This window comes from Streptomyces sp. NPDC007189 (assembly GCF_040703635.1).
Lineage (GTDB): Bacteria > Actinomycetota > Actinomycetes > Streptomycetales > Streptomycetaceae > Streptomyces.
Genome location: NZ_JBEYEY010000019.1, coordinates 80,714 through 100,983, shown reverse-complemented (window position 1 = coordinate 100,983; position 20,270 = coordinate 80,714). Strand labels below are relative to the sequence as shown.

At 70.7% G+C, this 20,270-nt stretch carries 18 protein-coding genes; 10 read left to right on the top strand and 8 right to left on the bottom strand.

Annotated elements, in window-relative coordinates:
* Positions 1-372 precede the first annotated feature (372 nt).
* The 3 genes from AB0950_RS32460 to AB0950_RS32450 all read left to right on the top strand — a co-directional run bounded on the left by AB0950_RS32460 (position 373) and on the right by AB0950_RS32450 (position 3,027).
* Positions 373-1,071 (top strand): aquaporin, encoded by a 699-nt coding sequence (locus tag AB0950_RS32460; RefSeq protein ID WP_360160326.1) that lies wholly within the window; start codon positions 373-375, stop codon positions 1,069-1,071.
* A 116-nt stretch (positions 1,072-1,187) separates the two neighbouring features.
* The gene (locus AB0950_RS32455; protein WP_360160327.1) at positions 1,188-2,645 is read left to right on the top strand and encodes a catalase; all 1,458 of its coding nucleotides are present in this window, start codon (positions 1,188-1,190) and stop codon (positions 2,643-2,645) included.
* Positions 2,646-2,766: 121 nt separating this feature from the next.
* Positions 2,767-3,027 carry a hypothetical protein gene (locus AB0950_RS32450; protein ID WP_360160328.1) on the top strand — a complete coding sequence of 87 codons (261 nt, stop codon included), beginning with the start codon at positions 2,767-2,769 and terminating at the stop codon, positions 3,025-3,027.
* 27 nt (positions 3,028-3,054) lie between these two features.
* Here AB0950_RS32450 and AB0950_RS32445 read toward each other — a convergent pair whose 3' ends face one another.
* The 6 genes from AB0950_RS32445 to AB0950_RS32420 form a co-directional block, all read right to left on the bottom strand.
* Complete coding sequence (locus tag AB0950_RS32445; protein WP_366780019.1) at positions 3,055-5,733, bottom strand: LuxR C-terminal-related transcriptional regulator; 2,679 nt, start codon at positions 5,731-5,733, stop codon at positions 3,055-3,057.
* 108 nt (positions 5,734-5,841) lie between these two features.
* The gene (gene hemC / locus AB0950_RS32440) at positions 5,842-6,783 is read right to left on the bottom strand and encodes a hydroxymethylbilane synthase (RefSeq protein ID WP_366780018.1); all 942 of its coding nucleotides are present in this window, start codon (positions 6,781-6,783) and stop codon (positions 5,842-5,844) included.
* The gene (locus AB0950_RS32435; protein ID WP_366780017.1) at positions 6,780-8,099 is read right to left on the bottom strand and encodes a glutamyl-tRNA reductase; all 1,320 of its coding nucleotides are present in this window, start codon (positions 8,097-8,099) and stop codon (positions 6,780-6,782) included. The genes hemC and AB0950_RS32435 overlap by 4 nt, the downstream gene beginning before the upstream one ends.
* A gap of 417 nt (positions 8,100-8,516) precedes the next feature.
* Positions 8,517-9,227, bottom strand: coding sequence for an NPP1 family protein (locus tag AB0950_RS32430; protein WP_360160427.1), 711 nt, complete (start codon positions 9,225-9,227; stop codon positions 8,517-8,519).
* 173 nt (positions 9,228-9,400) lie between these two features.
* Positions 9,401-9,586, bottom strand: a complete 186-nt coding sequence (locus tag AB0950_RS32425; RefSeq protein ID WP_360160332.1) for a hypothetical protein — start codon at positions 9,584-9,586, stop codon at positions 9,401-9,403.
* Positions 9,587-9,745: 159 nt separating this feature from the next.
* Positions 9,746-10,120: a hypothetical protein gene (locus AB0950_RS32420; RefSeq protein WP_366780016.1), complete on the bottom strand. Its 375-nt coding sequence runs from the start codon at positions 10,118-10,120 to the stop codon at positions 9,746-9,748.
* Between AB0950_RS32420 and AB0950_RS32415 the strand changes: the two genes are divergently transcribed.
* The gene (locus AB0950_RS32415) at positions 10,104-10,538 is read left to right on the top strand and encodes a hypothetical protein (RefSeq protein ID WP_366780015.1); all 435 of its coding nucleotides are present in this window, start codon (positions 10,104-10,106) and stop codon (positions 10,536-10,538) included. The two genes, AB0950_RS32420 and AB0950_RS32415, sit on opposite strands and share 17 nt — an antisense overlap.
* Before the next feature lie 232 nt (positions 10,539-10,770).
* Here AB0950_RS32415 and AB0950_RS32410 read toward each other — a convergent pair whose 3' ends face one another.
* The gene (locus tag AB0950_RS32410) at positions 10,771-12,426 is read right to left on the bottom strand and encodes a xylosidase (protein WP_366780014.1); all 1,656 of its coding nucleotides are present in this window, start codon (positions 12,424-12,426) and stop codon (positions 10,771-10,773) included.
* A 304-nt stretch (positions 12,427-12,730) separates the two neighbouring features.
* Positions 12,731-13,552, bottom strand: a complete 822-nt coding sequence (locus AB0950_RS32405; RefSeq protein WP_360569521.1) for a GntR family transcriptional regulator — start codon at positions 13,550-13,552, stop codon at positions 12,731-12,733.
* A gap of 341 nt (positions 13,553-13,893) precedes the next feature.
* On the opposite strand from AB0950_RS32405, the gene AB0950_RS32400 reads away from it, so the two are divergent.
* From AB0950_RS32400 to AB0950_RS32375, 6 genes are all read left to right on the top strand, one after another.
* Entirely contained in the window at positions 13,894-14,745 is an 852-nt protein-coding gene (locus AB0950_RS32400) for a hypothetical protein (protein WP_360160337.1), read from the top strand.
* Positions 14,746-15,002: 257 nt separating this feature from the next.
* Positions 15,003-15,941, top strand: a complete 939-nt coding sequence (locus tag AB0950_RS32395) for a fumarylacetoacetate hydrolase family protein (RefSeq protein ID WP_360569519.1) — start codon at positions 15,003-15,005, stop codon at positions 15,939-15,941.
* 16 nt (positions 15,942-15,957) lie between these two features.
* On the top strand, positions 15,958-16,542 hold the full coding sequence (locus tag AB0950_RS32390) for an NAD(P)H-dependent oxidoreductase (RefSeq protein ID WP_360160339.1): 585 nt from the start codon (positions 15,958-15,960) through the stop codon (positions 16,540-16,542).
* Positions 16,539-18,041 carry a DHA2 family efflux MFS transporter permease subunit gene (locus tag AB0950_RS32385; RefSeq protein WP_366780013.1) on the top strand — a complete coding sequence of 501 codons (1,503 nt, stop codon included), beginning with the start codon at positions 16,539-16,541 and terminating at the stop codon, positions 18,039-18,041. Before AB0950_RS32390 ends, AB0950_RS32385 begins: the two co-directional genes overlap by 4 nt.
* Entirely contained in the window at positions 18,038-18,469 is a 432-nt protein-coding gene (locus AB0950_RS32380) for a heme-binding protein (protein ID WP_360160341.1), read from the top strand. The genes AB0950_RS32385 and AB0950_RS32380 overlap by 4 nt, the downstream gene beginning before the upstream one ends.
* A gap of 161 nt (positions 18,470-18,630) precedes the next feature.
* Positions 18,631-20,160 (top strand): MFS transporter, encoded by a 1,530-nt coding sequence (locus AB0950_RS32375; RefSeq protein ID WP_366780012.1) that lies wholly within the window; start codon positions 18,631-18,633, stop codon positions 20,158-20,160.
* Positions 20,161-20,270 lie beyond the last annotated feature (110 nt).

Sequence of the window (20,270 nt, the reverse complement as noted above, 5' to 3'; positions counted from 1 at the left end):
GCCCGTCGAGGACCGTCTCGACACCCGCGCCGGCCGACGTGGTCTCGGCGACGCGGTCGTGGTCGGCGTCCACGTCGGCGCCCACGGCGAGGTCGGCCTCCGTACTGTCGCCGGTGCGGCTTCACCACCTTCACGCGACAGGCGCCTCACCAAGGGCCGGCCGGGTGTCCGCCCCGTCCTCGGGGCTTTCGTCGTCGCTTTCGCCGACGGGCGGCTCGGCTCGCGACCCGGAGATCCGGCCCGAAAACCACCAGAACCATGTGATGCCGGTTCACCAGGGCGGACGTGAGGCTGAGTGCATCGGTCAGGCCGAACCGGAACGAGTGCGGCCAACGATGCCCAGCCGAACACAGCAGGGAACGGAGCACCATCATGGCAGGAGCAACCACGCGAGAGGCAGCGCCCACCTATGCGGTTCCTCTCCCGCAGTACGGGGTGGCGGGGCGGAAGTACGTCACCGAGTTCATCGGCGCGTTCTTCCTGACGTTCGCGGTCGCGGTGGCCGTCTTGAGCGGCAGCACCTTCGTGCCGCTGGCGGCGGGCGCCACCCTGATGGTCATGATCTACGCCGGCGGGCACATCTCCGGCGGCCACTACAACCCGGCGGTGACGGTGGCGGCGCTGGTCCGCCGCCGGATCGGAGCCCGGGACGCGGCCGGGTACGTGGTCGCGCAGGTGGTCGCCGGCGTCGTCGCGGGGATCATCGCCCGTGCCGTGGTCAACCCCGGGGCGGTCAGGACCCTGACGCTGTCCGGGCACACCGAGGCGGCCGCCGCCGTGGTCGAGCTGCTGATCACCTTCGCGCTGTGCTACGTCGTGCTGAACGTGGCCACCAGCAAGGACCACCCCGGCAACGGGTTCTACGGGCTCGCGATCGGGTTCACCGTCGCGGCCGGCGCCTTCGCCGTCGGCGGCATCTCCGGTGGTGTGTTCAACCCGGCGGTCGCGCTGGGCGGCGCCACAGCAGGGCTGTTCGGCTGGTCGACGATCTGGGTCTACCTCGTCGTCCAGCTGGCCGCCGGCATCGCGGCGGGGATTGCGTTCCGGGCGCTCAACCCCGGCGACAAGTGACCGGGCACGGGCCGTCACCGGCCTCGTGCACCCCCGGAACGGCGGGCCCCGGGTCGGCTACCACCTCCCTTTCCACCACCCCTCTTTCCACCACTCGCACAGAGGAGAAACGGTCCATGACCAGCATCCAGCCCAAGCCGACCACCAACGATGCCGGCATTCCGGTGGCCAGCGACGACCATTCGCTGACCGTCGGTCCCGACGGCCCGATCCTGCTGCAGGATCACTACCTGATCGAGCAGATGGCCAACTTCAACCGGGAGCGGATCCCGGAGCGTCAGCCGCACGCCAAGGGAGCCGGCGCGTTCGGACACTTCGAGGTCACGAACGACGTCAGCGCCTACACCAAGGCCGCGGTGTTCCAGCCCGGCACCCGCACCGACACGCTCATCCGGTTCTCCACCGTGGCCGGGGAGCAGGGCAGCCCGGACACCTGGCGGGACCCGCGCGGGTTCTCGCTGAAGATGTACACCTCCGAGGGCAATCTCGACCTCGTGGGGAACAACACCCCGGTGTTCTTCATCCGCGACCCGATGAAGTTCCAGCATTTCATCCGGTCCCAGAAGCGCCGCGCCGACAGCGGGCTGCGGGACAACGACATGCAGTGGGACTTCTGGACCCTGTCCCCGGAGTCGGCGCACATGGTGACCTGGCTGATGGGTGACCGGGGCATCCCGCGGACCTGGCGGCACATGAACGGGTACTCCAGTCACACCTACTCCTGGCTCAACGCCGACGGTGAGCTGTTCTGGGTCAAGTACCACTTCATCACCGAACAGGGCATCGAGTTCCTCACCCAGGCCGAGGCCGACGACCTGGCCGGCAAGGACGGCGACTACCACCGGCGTGACCTGTTCGAGGCGATCAAGCGCGGGGAGTACCCGAGCTGGGCCCTGAAGGTGCAGATCATGCCGTTCGAGGACGCCAAGACCTACCGGTTCAACCCGTTCGACCTGACCAAGGTGTGGCCGCACGGCGACTACCCGCTGCACGAGGTGGGCCGGCTGACGCTGGACCGCAACGTGAGTGACTTCCACACCGAGATGGAGCAGGCCGCGTTCGAGCCGAACAACCAGGTGCCCGGCACCGGGCTGTCGCCGGACAAGATGCTGCTGGCCCGCGGGTTCTCCTACGCCGACGCGCACCGCGCCCGGCTCGGGGTCAACTACAAGCAGATCCCGGTGAACTCGGCGAAGGTCGAGGTGCACTCGTACTCCAAGGACGGCGTGATGCGTGTCCGCAACGTCTCCGACCCGGTGTACGCGCCCAACTCCTACGGCGGTCCGCAGGCCGACCCGGTGGCGGCCGCGGAGGTGCACTGGTCCGCCGACGGCGACATGGTCCGGTCCGCCTACACGCTGCGCCGTGACGACGACGACTGGGGCCAGGCCCGCACCATGGTCCGCGAGGTCCTGGACGACGCCGAGCGCGACCGGCTGGTGTCCAACATCGCCGGCCACCTGCTGGGCGGCGTGTCCGAGCCGGTGCTCGAACGTGCCTTCCAGTACTGGAGGAACGTGGACCAGACCCTCGGCGAGAGGATCGAGAAGGCCGTCCGCGACGGACAGCCGTGACCGGCGGCCCGCACCCACCCATGGGCCTGGCGCCGACAGGCGCCGGGCCCATTCCCCTGACGTCCGGAACAGCAGCCGTCCGGCACGGAACAGCCCAGACTCTGGGCGGAACGCTGGCGCCATGAACAATCCCACCACATCCGCGTGCTACGAGATCCGTGTGCACGGACATCTGAGCCAGACCTTCCTCGGCGCGTTTCCCGGCCTGCGCGCCGAGATCCAGGGAGCCGATACCCTGCTCACCGGAACGCTGCCCGACCGAGCCGCGCTGCACGGCGCGCTGGCCCAGATCGAAGCGCTCGGCCTGGAGCTGATCGAACTCCGCCGCTGCGACGGCACGCCCGTGAGTGGCCGGGTCCGCGGCCGGCGCCGCCAGGGCTGAGACCCGCCGCCAGGCCTGAGACCCGGCTCAGGATCTGCGCGAAGAGGGAGCCAGCAGGCCCAGGACCCGGGCCCGCTCCACGGCCTGGCTACGGCTGTGTGTGCCGAGTTTCCCGTACAGGTGCCGCATGTGCGTCCGCACGGTGTTCACCGACAGGGACAGCTCGTCGGCGATCTCCGGCGCCGGCAGGTTCGTCGGCAGGTAGCGCAGGACGCGGATCTCACTGTGGGTCAGCGGCTCGCGCAGCCGCGCCGGGGGGCCGGCCGCCGGCGCTGCCCGCTTGCCGGCCAGGAGGTCGAGGATCTCGGAGATCATGGCGGCATGAGCGGTGCCACGCCGGGCGTGGCGCCCGAGCAGCCCCGGAGTGGGGTGGAGGAGGAAGGGCAGCACCGCGGCGTCGGGCTCGGCGAGATCGAGTGCGCGTTCCAGGGTGCGCCCGGCGGCGGCCTGGTCGCCGAGCGCGTCGCGTGCGATCGCCTCGAGCAGGAGGGGCTGCGCCAGCCAGCCACGGGGTTCCATGAGCGGGGCGGAGCCGTCGAGGACGGGCGCCAGCTCGGCCGTCGCCGCCTGCGGGTCGTCCTGGGCGAGCCGCAGCGCCGCAAGAGCGACCCGGTTCTCCCCGCTCTCGCGCTCCGGCGGGTCCATCTCGGCCAGCGCCTGTTCGACACGCTCCTGCTCACCGAGCCGGACCCATGTGTGCAGCTGAAACGCCCGCGCCTTCGTGGCGAGCGGATGACGGGCGGCCACCAGACCGCTCACGTGCTCGGCCGAGCGGAGAGCGGTCAGCGCGTCCCCGTCATGGCCACGGGCCAGATCCAGCAGCCCACGGCCGTAGTGCAGGATCAGGACGGTCACCGGATCGGCCTCCCTGCGCACCGCCCGCTCGGCCCGCTCCAGCCACGGCTCCGCCTCGTCGAGCCGTCCCTGCCAGAGCATGTGCAGGCCGAGCGCCACATGCGCGGCCGTGACGATCCGCTCGTCGGTCCAGCCGTGCCGGCGGGCCAGCTCCATGGCCTGCCGACCGCGCTCGGCGGCGACGGCGGGCTCCCGGCTGAGCGCCACGACCGCCCAGTGCGCCAGCCCCAGGATCTCCAGATACGGCCGCCCGCTGCGGTGGGCCAGTGCGACGCCCCGCTCCAGGTGCCGGTTGGCGTCTTCGTACCGCTGGGACCAGGTCTCGGCCATGCCGAGGCTGATCAGCGCCAGGGTACGCAGCTCGGTGCCGCGTTCGAGCTCCGCCGCGTGCAGGGCGTCACCGGAGGCGAGCAGCCGCTGCGCTTCCTGGACCACGGCCGGCAGGTCGCCGCGCTGACGAGCCAGCAGGAGCCGCAGCCCGGTGACCATCCGATCGACATGCTCCCGCCGGTCTGCGGACACCGGCGCCGCGCCTCGGGTGGCCAGGGCCAGCCACCGCTCCGCCTCCGCCAGCGACCCGTGCACGGCTTCGTCGAACGCGGCCAGTGTCGAGAGCTCCCCGTCGGCCGAGATCATCTCGGCGGGGAATCCGGCCAGCAGCGCATGGGCCGTGGCGGCCTGTCCGTCCAGCACGAGACCGATCCAGTGGTCCGAGAGCAGGCGGGCCGCCGCACCCCAGTCTCCCGCCGCCTGGGCGTGCCGGATCGCCTCCACCGGATACCCGTGGTCCGCGTACCAGCCGGCCGCGGCGCGATGCACCGCGGGCACCTCCTCCGGAGCCGTGCGTCGCAGTTCCAGCTGGAGCAGGTCCGCGAACATCGTGTGGTAGCGGAACCAGGACCGCCGCGCGTCCAGTGAGATGACGAACGCCCCGGCCTCCTCCAGGTCCTGCAAGGCCCGTTCCGCGCCGGAACTCCCCGTCAGGAGGTCGGCGAGCTCGCCGTTGACCCGTTCCAGCACGCTGGTCCGCAGCAGCAGTCGCCGGACCTCCGCGCTCTGCCGCTCCATCACCTCGGCCAGCAGGTAATCGGCCACGGTCCGCTCGCTGCCGGCGAACCCGGCGGCGAATCCCTCCGGGTCCGGATGCCCGGCCAGCGACAGAGCGGCCAGCCGCAGCCCTGCGGCCCATCCCTCGGTGCGCTCGTGCAGCCGTGCGAGGGTCGCCCCGGACAGCTCCACCCCGGCGCCCTGGAACAGCGCTTCCGCCTCTTCCAGGCTGAACCGCAGGCCGTCCGCGCGGATCTCGGTGAGTTGCGCCTCCAGTCGCAGCCGGTGCAGGCCCAGGCGCAGATCCCGCCGGGTGGCGAGCACGAACCGCAGCTCCGGCGGCGCGCGCAGCAGCAGCAGTTCCAGCTGGCGTTGCGCCTCCGTCGAGCGCAGCTCGTGCAGGTCGTCGATGATCAGCCAGACACGGTCCTGAAGCGGTGCCAGGTCCTTCAGCAGCCGCTCCACGATGGCCCACCCGTCCAGGTCCGGCGCCTCCGTCAGTGGCCGCACCAGGCCGGCCCCGACGTCCGTGGCCCGAAGCGCGTCGCACACAGTGACCCAGAACCGTTGCGGGTCGCGCTCCTCGCGCTGCACCGAGACAGCCGCGGCACGCTCCACCAGGCCCGCCTCGCGGACCCAGGACCGCAACAGGAAGGTCTTCCCGCTGCCGGCCGGCGCCGACACCGTGGTGACGCGCGCCGCGCCGGCAAGCCGTTCGTACAGTGCGGGGCGGGAGACGATCCGTCCCTGGACAGCGGGAACCGTCCGAGCGTCGGCGCTCTGGGATCGGCCTGGAGTTCTCATGGCGGTCACTGTGAAGTGGGCAGGGGCACGGTGCGCACTTCCGACCATCGCACAGGTCCGTGGTGAATTCCCTCCGGCGGGCATCTCGCCACCGAAGGTCAGCATTTCTCAGAGCCCGGAACCGGTCACCTGCATGAGATCGCGCGCCCCGGCGCAGAGCAGCTCCACGGCCAGTTCGCGGCCGAGTCGCAGGGCTTCGGCGAGGGGGGAGGAGGAGCCGAGCGGGGCGGCGCCGTGCGTACGCAGCACCCGCCGTCCGTCGGCGCCGAAGACGGCGGCCCACATCAGCAAGGGCCGCGTACCCACCGCGTAGGCGCCGACCGGGGCACTGCACCCGGCTCCGAGGGCCTGGAGCAGGCCGCGCTCGGCGGTCACCGCGGCCAGGCCGGCCGGGCAGGTCAGGGCATCCAGCACGGTCGCGAGCCCGGGCTCGTCGGCACGGCATTCCACGGCGAGGGCTCCCTGGCCGGGGGCCGGGAGCATCTCGTCCGGCTCGAAGACCTCGGTGACGGCGTCGGCCCGACCGATCCTGGCCAGCCCGGCACGGGCCAGCACCACTGCGTCGAGCCGGCCGGAGGTCACCATGCCGAGCCGGGTGCCCGCGTTGCCGCGGATCGGGACGCAACGCAGGTCTCCGCGCAGGAGCAGCACCTGCGCGGCCCGCCGCGGCGAGCCGGTGCCGACCGTGGCGCCGGGCGGCAGGTCGGCGAGCTTGGCACCGTTCCGCGCGACCAGCGCGTCCCGAGGGTCGTCGCGGGGCGGCACCGCCGCCAGTACGATGCCCGCCGCGGGCCCGGTCGGCAGGTCCTTCAGCGAATGCACGGCGAGGTCGACCGCACCGCCGAGCAGAGCCTCGCGCAGCGCTCCGACGAACACTCCGTTGCCGCCGATCCGGTGCAGTCGCGCCCAGCTGACGTCGCCCGGCGTCGTCACCCCGACGATCTCCACCGGTCGGCCGGTCCGCTCGGTGATCATGTCGGCCACCCGCCGGGACTGTGCCATGGCCATCGGGCTCCTGCGGCTGCCGAGCCGCAGCGTCTGCGCGTTCACGGCAGCTCCTCCTGCGCCGGGGCGGGTGCCCGGGTGACCGCCTGGACCGCGCGTGGATCCAGATCGAACAGGACGTGCAGCGCCGCCGCGTAGTCCTCGCCCTTCGGTGAGCCCGCGAGTTCCTTCACCCGTACGGTCGGCTCGTGCAGGAGCTTGTCCACCACCCGCCGGATGGTCTGGGCCATCTCGTCAAGGACACGGCCGCTCGGCGCGTCGGGGGGCAGCCGGCCGGCCAGTCTGGCCAGTTCGGCGTCGACCACGCCGGCCGCCTTGGCGCGGAGTGCGACCACGACGGGAGCGACCCGGGCGGCGTCGACCGCCGACCGGTAGGCGGCGAGTTCGCTCTCCACGATCGCCCGCACCGCGGCGATCTCGTCGGTACCGGCGCCGGTCCGATGCTCGCTGAGCGCGTCCATGCCGACCACCATCACGCCCGGCAGGTCGGACACGGCGGGCTCCACGTCGCGGGGCATCGCGAGGTCCAGGAACACCAGGCTGCCGCGCCGCTCGGCGGGCACCATGTCCGCGGTGACCACGGGCCCGGCCGCACCGGTGCAGCAGATCACGACGTCCGCCTCCGCCATGCCGGCGGGCAGGTCCCCCAGGCCTACGGCCCGGGTCACCGTCGTACCCGCCCGGGCGGCCAGCCGCTCCGCCTTCCGGCGTGTCCGGTTGGCCACCACGATCCCGGCCGCCCCGCTCCGGGCCGCGGTCGCCACCGCCAGCGCGCTCATCGACCCGGCCCCGAGCACCAGCACGTCCCGGCCCGCCAGGCCCTGCTCGCCCAGGCGCGGCGAGGCCAGTTCCACCGCCAGGCCCAGCAGGCCTGCCCCGGCGCGGCCGATCGCGGTCTCGGCCCGGGCTCGCTTGCCGGCCCGCAACGCGACACGGCCGAGGTCGCCCAGGATCCGTCCGATGGTGCCCTGCCGGGCGGCCAGCTTGATCGCCGCGCGTACTTGGCCGACGACCTGCTCCTCGCCCACCACCACCGAATCCAGCCCGCAGGCCACGGCCAGCAAGTGGCTGACGGCGCGGTCCTCGTAGTGCACGTATACGTGGGGGGTCAGGTCATCGAGAGGGACCCCGGAGTGCCGCGCCAGCAGCTCGCAGATCACCGTCACGCCGGCGTGAAATCGGTCGATGTCGGCGTACACCTCGATCCTGTTGCACGTCGAGACCACGAACACCTCGGCCACGGGCTCGGCCTGCGCCACGTCCTGCAGCAGCTTGCCGAGTGTGTCCCCGGTGACCGAGGCCCGCTCCAGGACCGCCATCGGCGCGCTCTTGTGGCTCAAGCCAACCGCCAGTACGCTCACCGCTCCTCCTCATGTCCGTCGCTGACACCCAGCCTCCGGCGCGGATTGGTGAACGCACATCGCCCGATTCAGGTGATGTGCGCCGGCGGCTCCCACGCAGGCGGGCGCCGACGAGCCCGGCCCAGCACCGCCCGTGCACCGCGCCACCGTCGCCGACCTGGTCGGCGACGCCGGCTGCCGCTGGAAGAGCGAGGGCTGCTTCCGGAGTGCGAAGAACGAGGGCGGATGCATGGTGTGTGCGCAACGTTCGACGTGCGTGGCGTGGTGCATACGAACCGGTGCCTCGTTCGATGCGATCGCGATGCTGCTCTTTCCTCGCACTCCGACGTCACAGGGCATGTGCTGCGACGCTCTGTCGGCCCGACGACGGACCGCGATGCCACGGCGTCGATGTGCCCTCAGCGGTGCATCGGTGTCTCAGGCGTAGGGGTCGAACGGGATTCCGGAGGGCTTGGAGTAGGCGAGGTTGTCATTGAAGGAGCCGTCCTTGATCTTGATCGTGGCCTCGCCGAAATCGGCGTTCAGGAGCTTGTCGCGGTAGCCGGCCGGATAACCCTCCCAGCCGACGAGGCGCGGGTAGAACCAGCCGCCGGTGGCATTCTCCGGTGGTTCGTCGTTGCTGTTCGCGAAGCGGAAGTCGTGCGTCGACACCCCGTCCTTGTGGTACACGATCTTCGGGTGGGTTCCGTCGAAGCGTACCGAGGAGCTCGGACTCACCAGGTATGAGGAGTGCTGCGACACAGAGACGTACTGGACCTGGTTGTTGGAGATCCACACGATGACGTGTTCCCAGTCGTGGGTGTGGCCGATGGCCGCCGGCCCCAGCGTGGCCTGGTCCTTCTCGAAGTAGCTGGCGTACATGACGGCGCACCAGCCGTTGTTGCACTTCTCGCGCGAGTACGTGTTGGCGTTCGCCAGCTGGGCGGGATCGTGGCAGTGGCCGTTCACGTCTCCGCCCAGCGGCAGGCCGGGATTGATGGTGCCGTCCGCGCCGATCGCGGCCGTGGCGTAGCAGCCGTCGCCGTCGTAGTCGTAGGCGGGGGAGAACGTCTGCTCCAATCCGTCGGCGTTCTGCGGCAGGAGGGTGAGAACGTTGGCGTTCGCGTCGGTCGGGAGTGCGATGACCAGGGCTGCGGCGGCAAGGACGCTGGTGAGCGCGAGTTGGCGGGTCCTCTTGGGGCGCTTCGTCTGGTGGGGAGCGGTTTCCGCGTGCGAGACGGGTGATGAGGATGTGTCGTGCACTTCAACTCCTTTTGGGGGAAGGCGAGTTGAGGCGATCCTCTTGGGTTCCCGCGTCGAGATCAAGGGATGTCGCGGATGTTCCGCGCGGACCGCTCCCGCGGGCCGATGGCCGTGCCCTCGGCGATCAAGAGGCACAAGGTGATCACGACGAGGTCGGCCAGGGTGTCCGGAAACTCGCCGATGCGTGAGAGCGCCGGCGGGCATGGGGTGAAGGGGTCACCGGACTGGCCGCCTTCGATGTCCATCGGGCGGCGTGGGTGCTGCCGGGCGGCAGCGACTCTTGCGCCGACCCTGGTTCGGATCACTTTGGCAGGAGTTCCACAGACAAACCCAAGTGTCGTCATAGGAACGGACGGCAGGCTCTGCGGCGTTACCTCAGTTGCGAGGAGTGCCATCATGAACGACTACGACCCGACAAGCCACTCGCCGGCCGGTTCAGCCCCGGCGACCACAGCCGTGCGAACGCGGCAGCAGGGTGTTCGGCGGTTGCTGTCGAAGAAAAGAAGCGGATGGATCCTGGCCGCCGGACTGACGTGTGCGGCGGCTGGACTCACCGGCACCTCCGCCGCGGCGGACTTCTCCTCGTCCGCGTCGTCCTTTTCAGCTGCCGACACGTCCGCACCGGCTCCATCGCCCAGCCTGCCCGCAGGCGGCGGGTCCCGTTCCGCCCCCGCCGCCGGGGGTGCGACCGGCATCGTCGACAGCAGGTCCGCGTCGGGCTTCACCTTCTCGACGGCGACGGGCGTGGAGGTCACCGTCGACGTGTCGAAGTCCACCATCTATGACAAGGGAGTCCACCGCTCCTCGGCCAAGGCCGTCAAGAAGGGCGCAAGCGTCCTCGTCCTGGGAACGGTCGACAGCGCGACCATCACGGCCACGCGGGTCGTCGTGCAACCCGGGGGCGACGGTGGAGCCGCGGCTGCCAAGGCGGCGGGAGTGATCCCGTTCCAGCAGGGCACGCCGTCACCGGTGAAGTCGGTCGGCCAGATCCCGGACTACACCGAGGGAGAGGGAACGATCGTCAGCGGGACGGCAGCGGACAAGGCGACGAAGGCCGCGCAGGCCGTCGTCCCCGGAGGCATCAACGACCGTGTGGTGAAGCTGAGCGACGGCGAGTACGAGGTCCACAACATCAGCGTCAACTGGCCGCACCACATCTTCGTCAGCAAGGACTTCAAGGTCCTCGGCTACGAGTAGCCGCCGCGGCAGAGCGCCGGTGCCCGTCGCCGGCCAGGGTTGCCACTGGCGGACGCCCCCAGTGGCAACCCTGGCCTCCGCCCCCCGCTTTCCCGGTGGTTCGGCGCGCAGGCATTCGGCCTGCTCACCCTGGAGGGCTGCTCCCGGGCCCTGCATCCGGGCCGGGTGCCGTCCCGGCGGCCCGAGCGCGACGGGCGCCGCACTGCGCCGCAGGGCCGGGCCGGCCGGCGGGCTACGCGGTGGCCATGGTGAACTGCTCCCAGGTTCCGATGGCCGTCCGGTTGGCGATCAGTGGGGACGTCCCGGTGTTGTCGGCGCAGACGTACTGGTTGTTGGCCAGCGCCTTGAAGCTGACCGTGCCGTTCGAGTTCCTGATCAGCTGGAAGCTCTCCCAGGTTCCGACGGCCGTCCGGTTGGCGATGAGCGGGGACGTCCCGGTGTTGTCCGCGCTGACGTACTGGTTGTTGGCGTGGGAGAGCAGCGCGACGTTGCCGCTGCCCGCGTCGACGAGGGTGAACTGCTCCCAGGTTCCGACGCTCGTCCGGTTGGCGATGAGCGGGGACGTCCCGGTGTTGTCGGCGCAGACGTACTGGTTGTTGGCCAGCGCCTTCAGTGAGATCACCGAGCCGACGCCGGGCGTGGTGCCCGAGAGCACCGGCTGGGTGGGGCGGGTGGCGGTGAGGGCGATCTGGCCCTTGAGCATCCTCCCGCCGTCACCGGTGAGCCTCAGGTAGTAGTCGGAGGAACAGGCGGTGCCGTCCTCGTCCAGGGCCAGCATGCCGCTGTTGGCCGGTGTCCAGGCCTGGGACTCGGCTGTCTTGGCGATCTGGTTGCCCTCGTTGTACTCGTCGAACATCGAGATGTAGATGCCCTGCACTCCGGCCCGCACCATGTTGTAGAACTGCCGCCACATGAAGTCACCGTGCGCTCGCTGCCGCGCCGATACGTCGCCGGGCAGGACGCACGGCTGGTAGTCGATGCCGTGCGCGGCGCAGTCGGCGAGGTCCGGCACGGTCGCCACGTTGTAGAAGTTGTCGGCGTCGGCGACAGTGCCGATCCGGCCGACCATCCACGGGGAGAGCATGTCGAAGGCGTGGTAGGTGTCCAGGAACCCGGTTCTGGAGTCGCCGGTGCCGGTCCGCCACCAGGTCGGCACGCCGCCGATCACGTAACACCCCTGGGACTTGAACCAGTTGATCACGTCCAGGGCCTGTGCGGCGGTGGCCGGGTGATTGCTGTCGTTGAAGCCGAAGCCCCATATGCAGACGACCGGCTTGCCGTTCTGCTTCGCGTACGCCGAAGACGCCGTGTGCGCCTTCATCTTGTCGGACCAGTCCGTCTTGATCTCGGACTGCATGTTCGTCCAGCCGGTGACGTCGTACATGATGTAGAACTTCCGGCCGTACGACTCCGCGGCGCTGCGCACCTTGGTGGCCATCGCGTCGCGGGTCGGGCCCTCGGCGCCGTTGGGGTTGAACCGTTGCAGGGCCGCGGTGTCGATGTTGTTCTGCTGCATCCACAGGAAGTGCGTGTTCACCGTCTGCTGGTCGTACGACGAGAACAGCGTCGCCGGCCGGCCGTTGCCCAGCGCGGCGAAACCGGTCTGGTAGGTCCTGGTGTACTCGCGCACGTCCGGCCAGCACTTGATGCCGTTGTTCGACGGGGACGGCGCCTGGCCGGAGTTGGGGCTCCAGTGCCACCAGGCATTGATCGGCGCGCCGTCCCCGATGCACGCGAACCAGCCCTGGTAGCCGACCGTGATCTTCCCGACCACGTCTCCCGGCGCACTTGCCGCCGATGCGGTGGGGGCCAGGCCGAGCACGGAAAGCCCCGCGGCCGCCGAACCGCCGACCGCCGTGGTCAGAAATGTCCGACGCGTCACACCCATGTTGACTCCCATGTTCAACAGCTGAACGCAGCGTCCCTGACCCGCGTGCGGACGCAAGGGCCCGCAAAATCGCGCAAGTTTCCGCTCTGTTTGCGCAGGCTTGCGGTGGGGGGAGGTGTGGGCCGGAGCGGGCGCACACCACGCTGAGCGCTACTGCATCTGCGGTTTGAGGTCTCCGGGGATTCAACTGCTGAACAAAGACCCCGTCAAGAGGTCTGGACCAACAGACTTTTCAGCGCCTCATCCGTCAATTTCTCGAGAGACGCTACTTATTGCATCCGCTGGAACGGGCCGGACCGGGGACTCACGACGTGTTGTCCCGGCTGGGGACCTGGCCGCCCAGGGTGACGTTCGACCGCAGCCACGCCGTAAGAGCCTCTGTGAGGCCGGCGTCGGAGGCGGTGTTCTCGCCGTCCTTCCGGGCCGACGTGATGCGTTCGACGACCAGGCGGTGGTAGTCGCGGACCACGGAGGCCGCGTGCCGGGCGTCGCGGGAGGCGATCGCGCCGACGATCCGCATCCGCTCGGCGTGGAGAGTGTCGGAGACCCGCCCCCAGTCGCCACCGTCGCCGCCGGACAGTTTCACGGCGAGTCCGAGCTGCATCTCGGTGATGAACCGGCTCAGTGCGGCGAGCAGGGGATTGTGCGAGATGTCGGAGAGCGTCCCGAAGAAGTGCTGCAGCGCGGCGGCCGACCGTTCCACGCCCTCGGTGGCGGGAATGGCCTGCGCCGCCTCGCGCAGCCGGTGGACCTCTTCGTCCGAGGCGTGCTCGGCGGCCAGTTCGGCGGCGTAGGCGTTGAGCGCGCCGAGCAGGCCGAACACTTCCCGCGCGCCGACCTTCTCGAACTGCACGACGGAGGCGATCGACACGGCGAGCAGGGTGTCGCCCTGCGCGGTGACGGTCGCTCGGCTGCCGTTGCGGGTGTTGACCAGACCCATGGCGGTCAGTACGCGGATGGCCTCGCGGACGGTGGGGCCGCTGACGTCGTAGTACGCGGCCAGCTCCCGTTCGGCGGGCAGACGCGAGCCGTCGGGCAGGGTGCCGCTGAGGATCTGCGCGCGCAGGTCCTCGACGATCTGGTCGGCCACCCGGCCGCGGAAGATCTTCGCCGGAGTGCGAGGCACGGACATGTGACTCCCCAAGGGTGTTCAGGGCCAGAATGCCCCATCGAAAGGAGCCTAACCTACCTAATAGGTTGACTCAAGCTCTTCGGTGCTCTCACTGTCCGTGCCACCGCAGGCTCCTTCATTTTCGATGAGAGCTCGCCGTCTGTCTTGACGCGAACCTACTAGGAAGGTTTGCTGGATGGCGAGCGACGACCGGAAATCATCGAAGGGGCCGCGTCGCGGCCCCCACCGCGCGACAGCCGGACCGGCCGATCGCCGTCAGTCATCACGCCCGCTCCGTCCGAGCCCCGTGCCGCGCGGATGCCACCCGGGCGAGCACCCGACCATGGAGGACAGCGATGAAGATCGCTCCGTTCGATGAGAACGCATTCAAGATGGACCACCCCAGGGGGACGGTCTCGTTCAACTACCTGCTCATGGGCGACCGGGACAAGCCGCTGGAGAACTACCGCTACATCCTGGGCCGCCAGGAGGCCGACTTCTCCATGCCCCGGCACTGCCACACCTTCGAGCAGATCCGTCTGCCGCTGGTGGGCGACATGAACCTGGGCGAGCAGGGCATCCTGCGCGAGGGTGAGGTCGGCTACTTCCCCGAGGGTCAGACCTACGGCCCCCAGGACGACAAGCTCACCGACCCCAAGCAGCTCCAGCTCGTGCTGCAGTTCGGCGGGGCTTCCGCGCTGGGCATGGGTGCCGGCCGTGGCCGTGGCCCGGACAACAAGGAGGCGCAGACCGAGCGCCGCCCCCGGCGGGAGCAGAAGTTCCCGAAGCCGCGCTACAACGGCGTCGTCATCAGCAACCCCGCCCACTTCAACTGGCTTCCGGTGGCCGGCTGGCCGGGGGTGAAGCGCAGGCACATCGGCACTTACACCGAGCGGCAGTTCTGGGTCGAGTTCGTCAAGATCGAGGCCGGCGCCGAGTGGATCTCCGAGAGCGAGAACGCCAAGCGGCTGACCGTGGTGCTCTCCGGTACGGGCACGGTGGAGGACACCGAGATAGGCAGGCTCGGCGCGGTGGAGGCCGACCCCGGTGAGAAGGCCCGCTACGCCGCGACAGAGGAACTCGTGCTGTTCACCGTCGGCCTGCCGCCGATCCACCTCCCTGTCGAACCGGACGACGACAAGTTCGTCACCGTCGTCACCGACGGCGGCATCCGCTTCGAGGACCCCAAGGACGCCGACAACGGCTGAGCCCTGCACCATCGGGCGGTGTCCCGGAGCCACGCTCCTTCCCGAGCCCCCTCGGCCCACGCGCCGAGGTGTGGCGCGGGCAGTCCGCCCCGGAGCCTCCGCGCCCCCGTCCGCTGCGGAGTCCTCACCGCGGCCTTCGCACCTGGCAGCCCGGCCACGGCCGCCCGGCGCAAGAGCGCCGTGCTTCCGGCCCGACCGGCCTGCCCGCACGGCGCCGCACCCGACTCGCCCACTACCCGGAAAGCTCCCCTCACCCAGTGAAAATCGCCTCGCGGCGGACCCCCTTCGGCGATCGGCTCTGCTTCGCCGAAGTCGTTCCGCACCACCTCGTCGACATCGGGGCCGCCTACGTACGACGGCTTGAGGCCGACGGCGTCCACCGGGACGACGCCCTCGCCCGCGCCCGCTACGCGGTCCCCGGTGATCTGCCTTCCCTCCTCCAGGTCGACCCCCAACTCGCCTCCCTGCGGCGCCTGTTCGACTGGGTGGCCGGGCACGCCGACACCGGCGTACTGGACCAGGACTGTCTGTGGTCCGACGAGCCCCGCCTGCTCGCGCCGCCCGTCGGGAAGCCGCACACCGTCTGGTGCATGCTTGCCACCTATCCGCGACGGCCGCCCGCCACCGGTCAGAAGCCGCCTCCCCGCCGCGGGCTTCAGGGCTGTCTCAAGGCACCCGGTGCCCTGGCGGGCCCGCACGACGACCTGCGGTACCCCGCGATCAGCGAACAGGTCGCCCCGGAGACGGAGCTGGCCGTCGTCATCGGTCCCCGCTCGGGCCGCCTCACCCCCGACAACGCCCTGCGCGCCGTGGCCGGTTACGTCGGCTTCTGCGACGTCGGATCCCGGGACGTCTCGGAGCGGGACAACAACCGCATGGACCGCGGCAAGGGCTTCGACACCTACGGGATCTGCGGCCCCTGGTTCGTCACCGCCGACGAGATCCCCGACCCGCACGCGCTGCGCATCCGCCAGTGGGTCAACGGTGAGGTACGCCAGGACGGCAGCACCGCCGAGATGCTCCACACCATTCCCGAGCAGCTTGCCTGGCTCACCGCCGCGCTCACCCTCGCACCCGGAGACGTGCTGTCCACCGGCACCCCGGCCGGCCACGGCCCGGTGCGGCCCGGCGACGTCGTCCGCGGCGAGATCGAGGGGCTCGGAGTCATCGAGAACAAAGTCGTCCCCGGCGACTGACCGACCGGAGGTCACCATGTCCCCACCCCGTCTGCACATCATCGTGGGCAGCACCCGCCCCGGCCGCCGCGGCCCGGCCGTCGCCGGCTGGTTCCACGCCCTGGCCCTCGAGCACTCCGGCTTCGACGCCGGACTCGTCGACCTCGCCGCGGTCGGACTGCCGCTGCTGGACGAACCCCGTCCTGCCCAGCGCGGCCAGTACGAGCACGAGCACACCCGGCGCTGGAGCCGGACCGTCGACGCTGCCGACGCCTTCGTGTTCGTGGTGCCCGAGTACAACCACAGCTACAACGCCGCAACCAAGAACGCCCTCGACTACCTGGCCAAGGAGTGGCAGGGCAAGCCGGTCGCCTTCGTCGGGTACGGCGGGGTCGCCGGGGGCGCCCGAGCCGTACAGGCTCTGCTTCCGGTCGTGATCGCCCTGGGCATGGTGCCGGTGGCCGGTGCCGTGCACATTCCCTTCATCCGGCTGTCGTTCACCTCCGACGGCACGTTCGAACCCGCCCCCGGCCTCGACGAGAACGCCACCGGCGTGCTCGACGAACTGCTGCGGTTGACCACCGTGCGCTCCGCGAGCCGGCCCGCCACCTGGGTCGGATGAACGCCGACCCGGCCGCTGCTGCCGCCGACGAGGCGGCGGACGCGCGACGCGGCCCCCGGATCGCCATCAGCCAGAAGGTGGCCGTCTGCGTCGTCTACGTGGCCGGGCTGTTCCTGAGCACCCTCGACATGACCATCGTCAACGTCGCCCTGCCCACCATCGGCCGCGCCTTCGACGTCCCTTCCACGGCCGTCGACACCGTGTCGATCTCCTACCTGGTGAGCCTTTCGGTCGCCGTGCCGGCGTCCGGATGGCTCGGCGACCGCTTCGGCGGCAAGCGCACGCTGCTCACCGCTGTCGCCGTCTTCACGCTCGGTTCGGCGCTGTGCGGGACGGCGCAGAGCCTCGGCCAACTGATTGCCTTCCGGGTGGTACAGGGAGCAGGCGGCGGAATGCTCGCCTCGGTCGGCATGGCGATGCTGCTGCGCAGCTTCGCCCCGCACGAACGGGTGCGGGCCTCGGCGGTCCTCAGCATCGCCAACGGCCTCGCCCCCACCCTGGGCCCGGTCCTGGGCGGCGTCCTGGTCACCCAGGTCTCCTGGCGGGCGATCTTCTACGTCAACGTGCCGGTCGGCGTCTTCGCCACCGTCTTCGGCGCGCTGTGCCTGCGCAATCAGTCCGCCCGCCCGGCCGAGCGGTTCGACCTGACGGGGTTCCTGCTCGCCGCCTCCGGCTTCGGGCTGGTCATGTACGGCATCTCGGAAGGTCCCGAGCAGGGCTGGAGCACGTCATCCGTGGTGCTCGCCCTGGCTTGCGGAGCCGTACTGGCCACCGCGATGGTCACCGTCGAACTGCGCAAGCGGACCCCGATGATCGACGTACGGCTGCTGAAGGACCGTCTGTTCGCGTCCGGCACGACCGTGATGACGGTGGAGTCGGTGACCTTCCTGGGCACCCTGTTCACCCTCACCCTGTACCTGCAGGACGAGCGGGGCATGACCCCGATGACCGCGGGCCTCACCACGTTTCCCGAGGCGCTGGGCGTCGTCACCGGCTCACAGCTCGCGAGTCGTGTCCTCTACCGGCGGCTGCGGCCGCGCCGGCACCTCGTGCTCGGCGTGGGCGGCACCAGCGCGGCAGTCGCCGCGATGGGCCTGCTGCTGCGGGCGGACACCGGCCGGTGGCTGGTCGTACCGCTGCTGTTCTGCCTGGGGCTCGCCGTCGGCCAGGTCTTCGTGGGCACCCAGTCCGCGTCGTTCGCGACGGTTTCCGCCTCGTCCTCCGGCCGGGCCTCGACGCTGTTCAACGTCGGCCGCCGGCTCGGCGGAGCCGTCGGTGTCGCGGTGGCCACCACCGTGCTGGTGACGGCCGGCACGACGGGTACGGACACCGCGCCCGGTATCTCCGGCTACCGCGCCGCCTTCCTCGCCCTGGCCGCACTGAACCTGCTCGGCCTGTACGCGGCCACCCGCGTCAGCGACACCGAGGCGGCCGGCACCCTCCCCCTACCACCATCCCCGAAACCCACCCCGTACAAGGAAGAGGAACCACAGCCATGAGTGCACTGACGCTGACTCAGGCGTCCGAGATCGTGGACGCGGCCCTGAGCCATGCCCGAGAGCTCGGCCTGCGCCCCCTGACCGTCACCGTCCTCGACCCCGGCGGCCACCCGCTGGTCGTCAAGCGCGAGGAGACCGCGGGCATCCTGCGCCCCCAGATCGCCCACGCCAAGGCATGGGGCTGCCTCGGCACCGGCCAGGGCGGCGCCGCCGGTGCCCGGCACGCCACCCGCGACCCCGCGTTCTTCGCCGCCCTCGCCAGCATCTCCGAGGGGCGCATCGCCTCCTCCAAGGGCGGTGCGCTGATCCGGGACGAGGACGGCGAGCTGCTCGGAGCGGTCGGGGTGAGCGGCGACCGGCCCGACAACGACGAGGCCGTCGCTGTCTTCGGCGTGGAGAAGGCCGGCCTCGTCGCCGACGTGGGCTGACCGCGCCCAGCGCCAGGGCCGGGACGGGAACCCGACGGTCCCGGCCCGTACCGGAAACGGATGCAGCTCCACGGCACGAGCCGCATTCCCCGGGGGCGCTCCCGCGCCCCCACGGCATCGCACTCCCCGTACGGACAGCCGATGGGAAACAGAGGGACACCATGGCAAAGACGCCGGAAGACCTCACCGCACCACATGACACGCCTGACGGAAAGGGGCGCCCCGGGCCCGCCGAAACCGCCGGACTCACGCCCGGACGCCGCGCCCGGGCCCTCGCCGTCTGCATCGCGGCGGCCTTTCTGACGCTGCTCGACGTGAGCATCGTGACGGTGGCCCTGCCGTCCATGGAGCACCACCTGCACCTGTCGTCCTCCCAGGCGACCTGGTCGATCGCCGGATACACACTGACCTTCGGCCTGGTGCTGATCCCGAGCGGCCGGCTGGGCGACGAGTTCGGCCGCCGAAAGGTCTTCCTCGTCGGCATGGTGCTGTTCACCGTCACGGGCGTGCTGTGCGGGGTCGCACCCGACGCCACCTGGCTCGTGGCCTCACGACTCGCCCGTGGAATCGCAGCCGGCCTGGTGGCGCCCCAGGTCGTCGGCCTGCTGCACCAGATGTACCCGCCGCGTCAGCGCGGCCGCGCCTTCGGCTACTACGGCGCGACGGTCAGCCTCTCCACGGCCATCGGGCCGCTCCTCGGCGGCGCGATTCTCCAGGGCTTCGGCACGGCCGACGGCTGGCGCTGGATCTTCTACCTGTTCATTCCGCTGGACCTGCTCGCCCTGTTCCTGGCCGGCCGCCTCTTGCCGGAGGGACGCAGGGCCGAGCGGCCCAGCAGCCTCGACCTGGTCGGCATGCTCGTGCTCGGCGTGGCCGTCACCGCCGTGATGCTGCCCCTGCTGCAGAGCGGCGGCTGGGCGGACCGCCGCTGGTGGCTGGCCTGGACCGGTCTCGCCCTGCTGGCCGTGTTCGTCCTGTGGGAGCGCGGCGTCGCCCGGCGCGCGAGGCAGCCGCTGGTCGACGTGAACCTGTTCCGCGAGCGGACCTACTGGGTCGGCACCCTGGTCGCCGCCGCGCTCTACGGCGGATTCACCGGCATCTTCATCGTCCTGTCGCAGTTCCTGCAACAGGGCATGCACTACTCCCCGCTGAAGGCATCCCTGTGCACGGTGCTGTTCACCGTCGGCTCGGCCGTCTGCGGGATCATCAGCGGTCGCGTCGTCCACCGTGTCGGGCGTCCGCTGGTCATCGTCGGCACCGCACTCACCGCCGTGGGTCTGGCGGCCAACGCCCTGATCGTGGGCCAGTCCTCGGTCGGTGACAACATGTTCCTGCTGACGGCCCTTCCTCTGCTGGTGGCGGGTTGCGGCGCCGGCTGTGTCATCGCCTCCAACCAGACGCTCGCCCTCCAACTGGTGCCGCGCGGAGAGGGCAGCACCGCGGCCGGTGTCTACCAGACGGGCATGAAGATCGGCACCTCGCTGGGCACGGCACTGGCGGGTTCCCTGTACTTCAGCCACCTCCTCGCCACGCACCGCGACTTCCCCGCCGCGGCGCGTACGGGCCTGCTGGGCGCGGCCGCACTGGCCTGCGTGGCCTTCCTCGTGGCCCTGCCCGGGTTGACCATCCCCGAACGAAGGGCCGCGGAGGCGGTGGTGCACGTCGTGGAGGAGGCCGAGCCGGCCAGATGAGCCCGTTGTCGTCGCCGTCGACGAACTGGGTGCCAGGCTGGGTACGGTCGAGCCCTCACTGTCCGGCCCGATGTCGGTGCCGGTGGTCCCACGAACCGTGAGACCACCGG

Coding starts and splice junctions, on each gene's coding strand:
- AB0950_RS32460 (WP_360160326.1), top strand. CDS start 373: ATGGCAGGAGCAACCACGCGAGAGGCAGCGCCCACCTATGCGGTTCCT.
- AB0950_RS32455 (WP_360160327.1), top strand. CDS start 1,188: ATGACCAGCATCCAGCCCAAGCCGACCACCAACGATGCCGGCATTCCG.
- AB0950_RS32450 (WP_360160328.1), top strand. CDS start 2,767: ATGAACAATCCCACCACATCCGCGTGCTACGAGATCCGTGTGCACGGA.
- AB0950_RS32445 (WP_366780019.1), bottom strand. CDS start 5,733: ATGAGAACTCCAGGCCGATCCCAGAGCGCCGACGCTCGGACGGTTCCC.
- AB0950_RS32425 (WP_360160332.1), bottom strand. CDS start 9,586: ATGGACATCGAAGGCGGCCAGTCCGGTGACCCCTTCACCCCATGCCCG.
- AB0950_RS32420 (WP_366780016.1), bottom strand. CDS start 10,120: ATGGTGGACTTCGACACGTCGACGGTGACCTCCACGCCCGTCGCCGTC.
- AB0950_RS32410 (WP_366780014.1), bottom strand. CDS start 12,426: ATGGGTGTGACGCGTCGGACATTTCTGACCACGGCGGTCGGCGGTTCG.
- AB0950_RS32400 (WP_360160337.1), top strand. CDS start 13,894: ATGAAGATCGCTCCGTTCGATGAGAACGCATTCAAGATGGACCACCCC.
- AB0950_RS32390 (WP_360160339.1), top strand. CDS start 15,958: ATGTCCCCACCCCGTCTGCACATCATCGTGGGCAGCACCCGCCCCGGC.
- AB0950_RS32385 (WP_366780013.1), top strand. CDS start 16,539: ATGAACGCCGACCCGGCCGCTGCTGCCGCCGACGAGGCGGCGGACGCG.
- AB0950_RS32380 (WP_360160341.1), top strand. CDS start 18,038: ATGAGTGCACTGACGCTGACTCAGGCGTCCGAGATCGTGGACGCGGCC.
- AB0950_RS32375 (WP_366780012.1), top strand. CDS start 18,631: ATGGCAAAGACGCCGGAAGACCTCACCGCACCACATGACACGCCTGAC.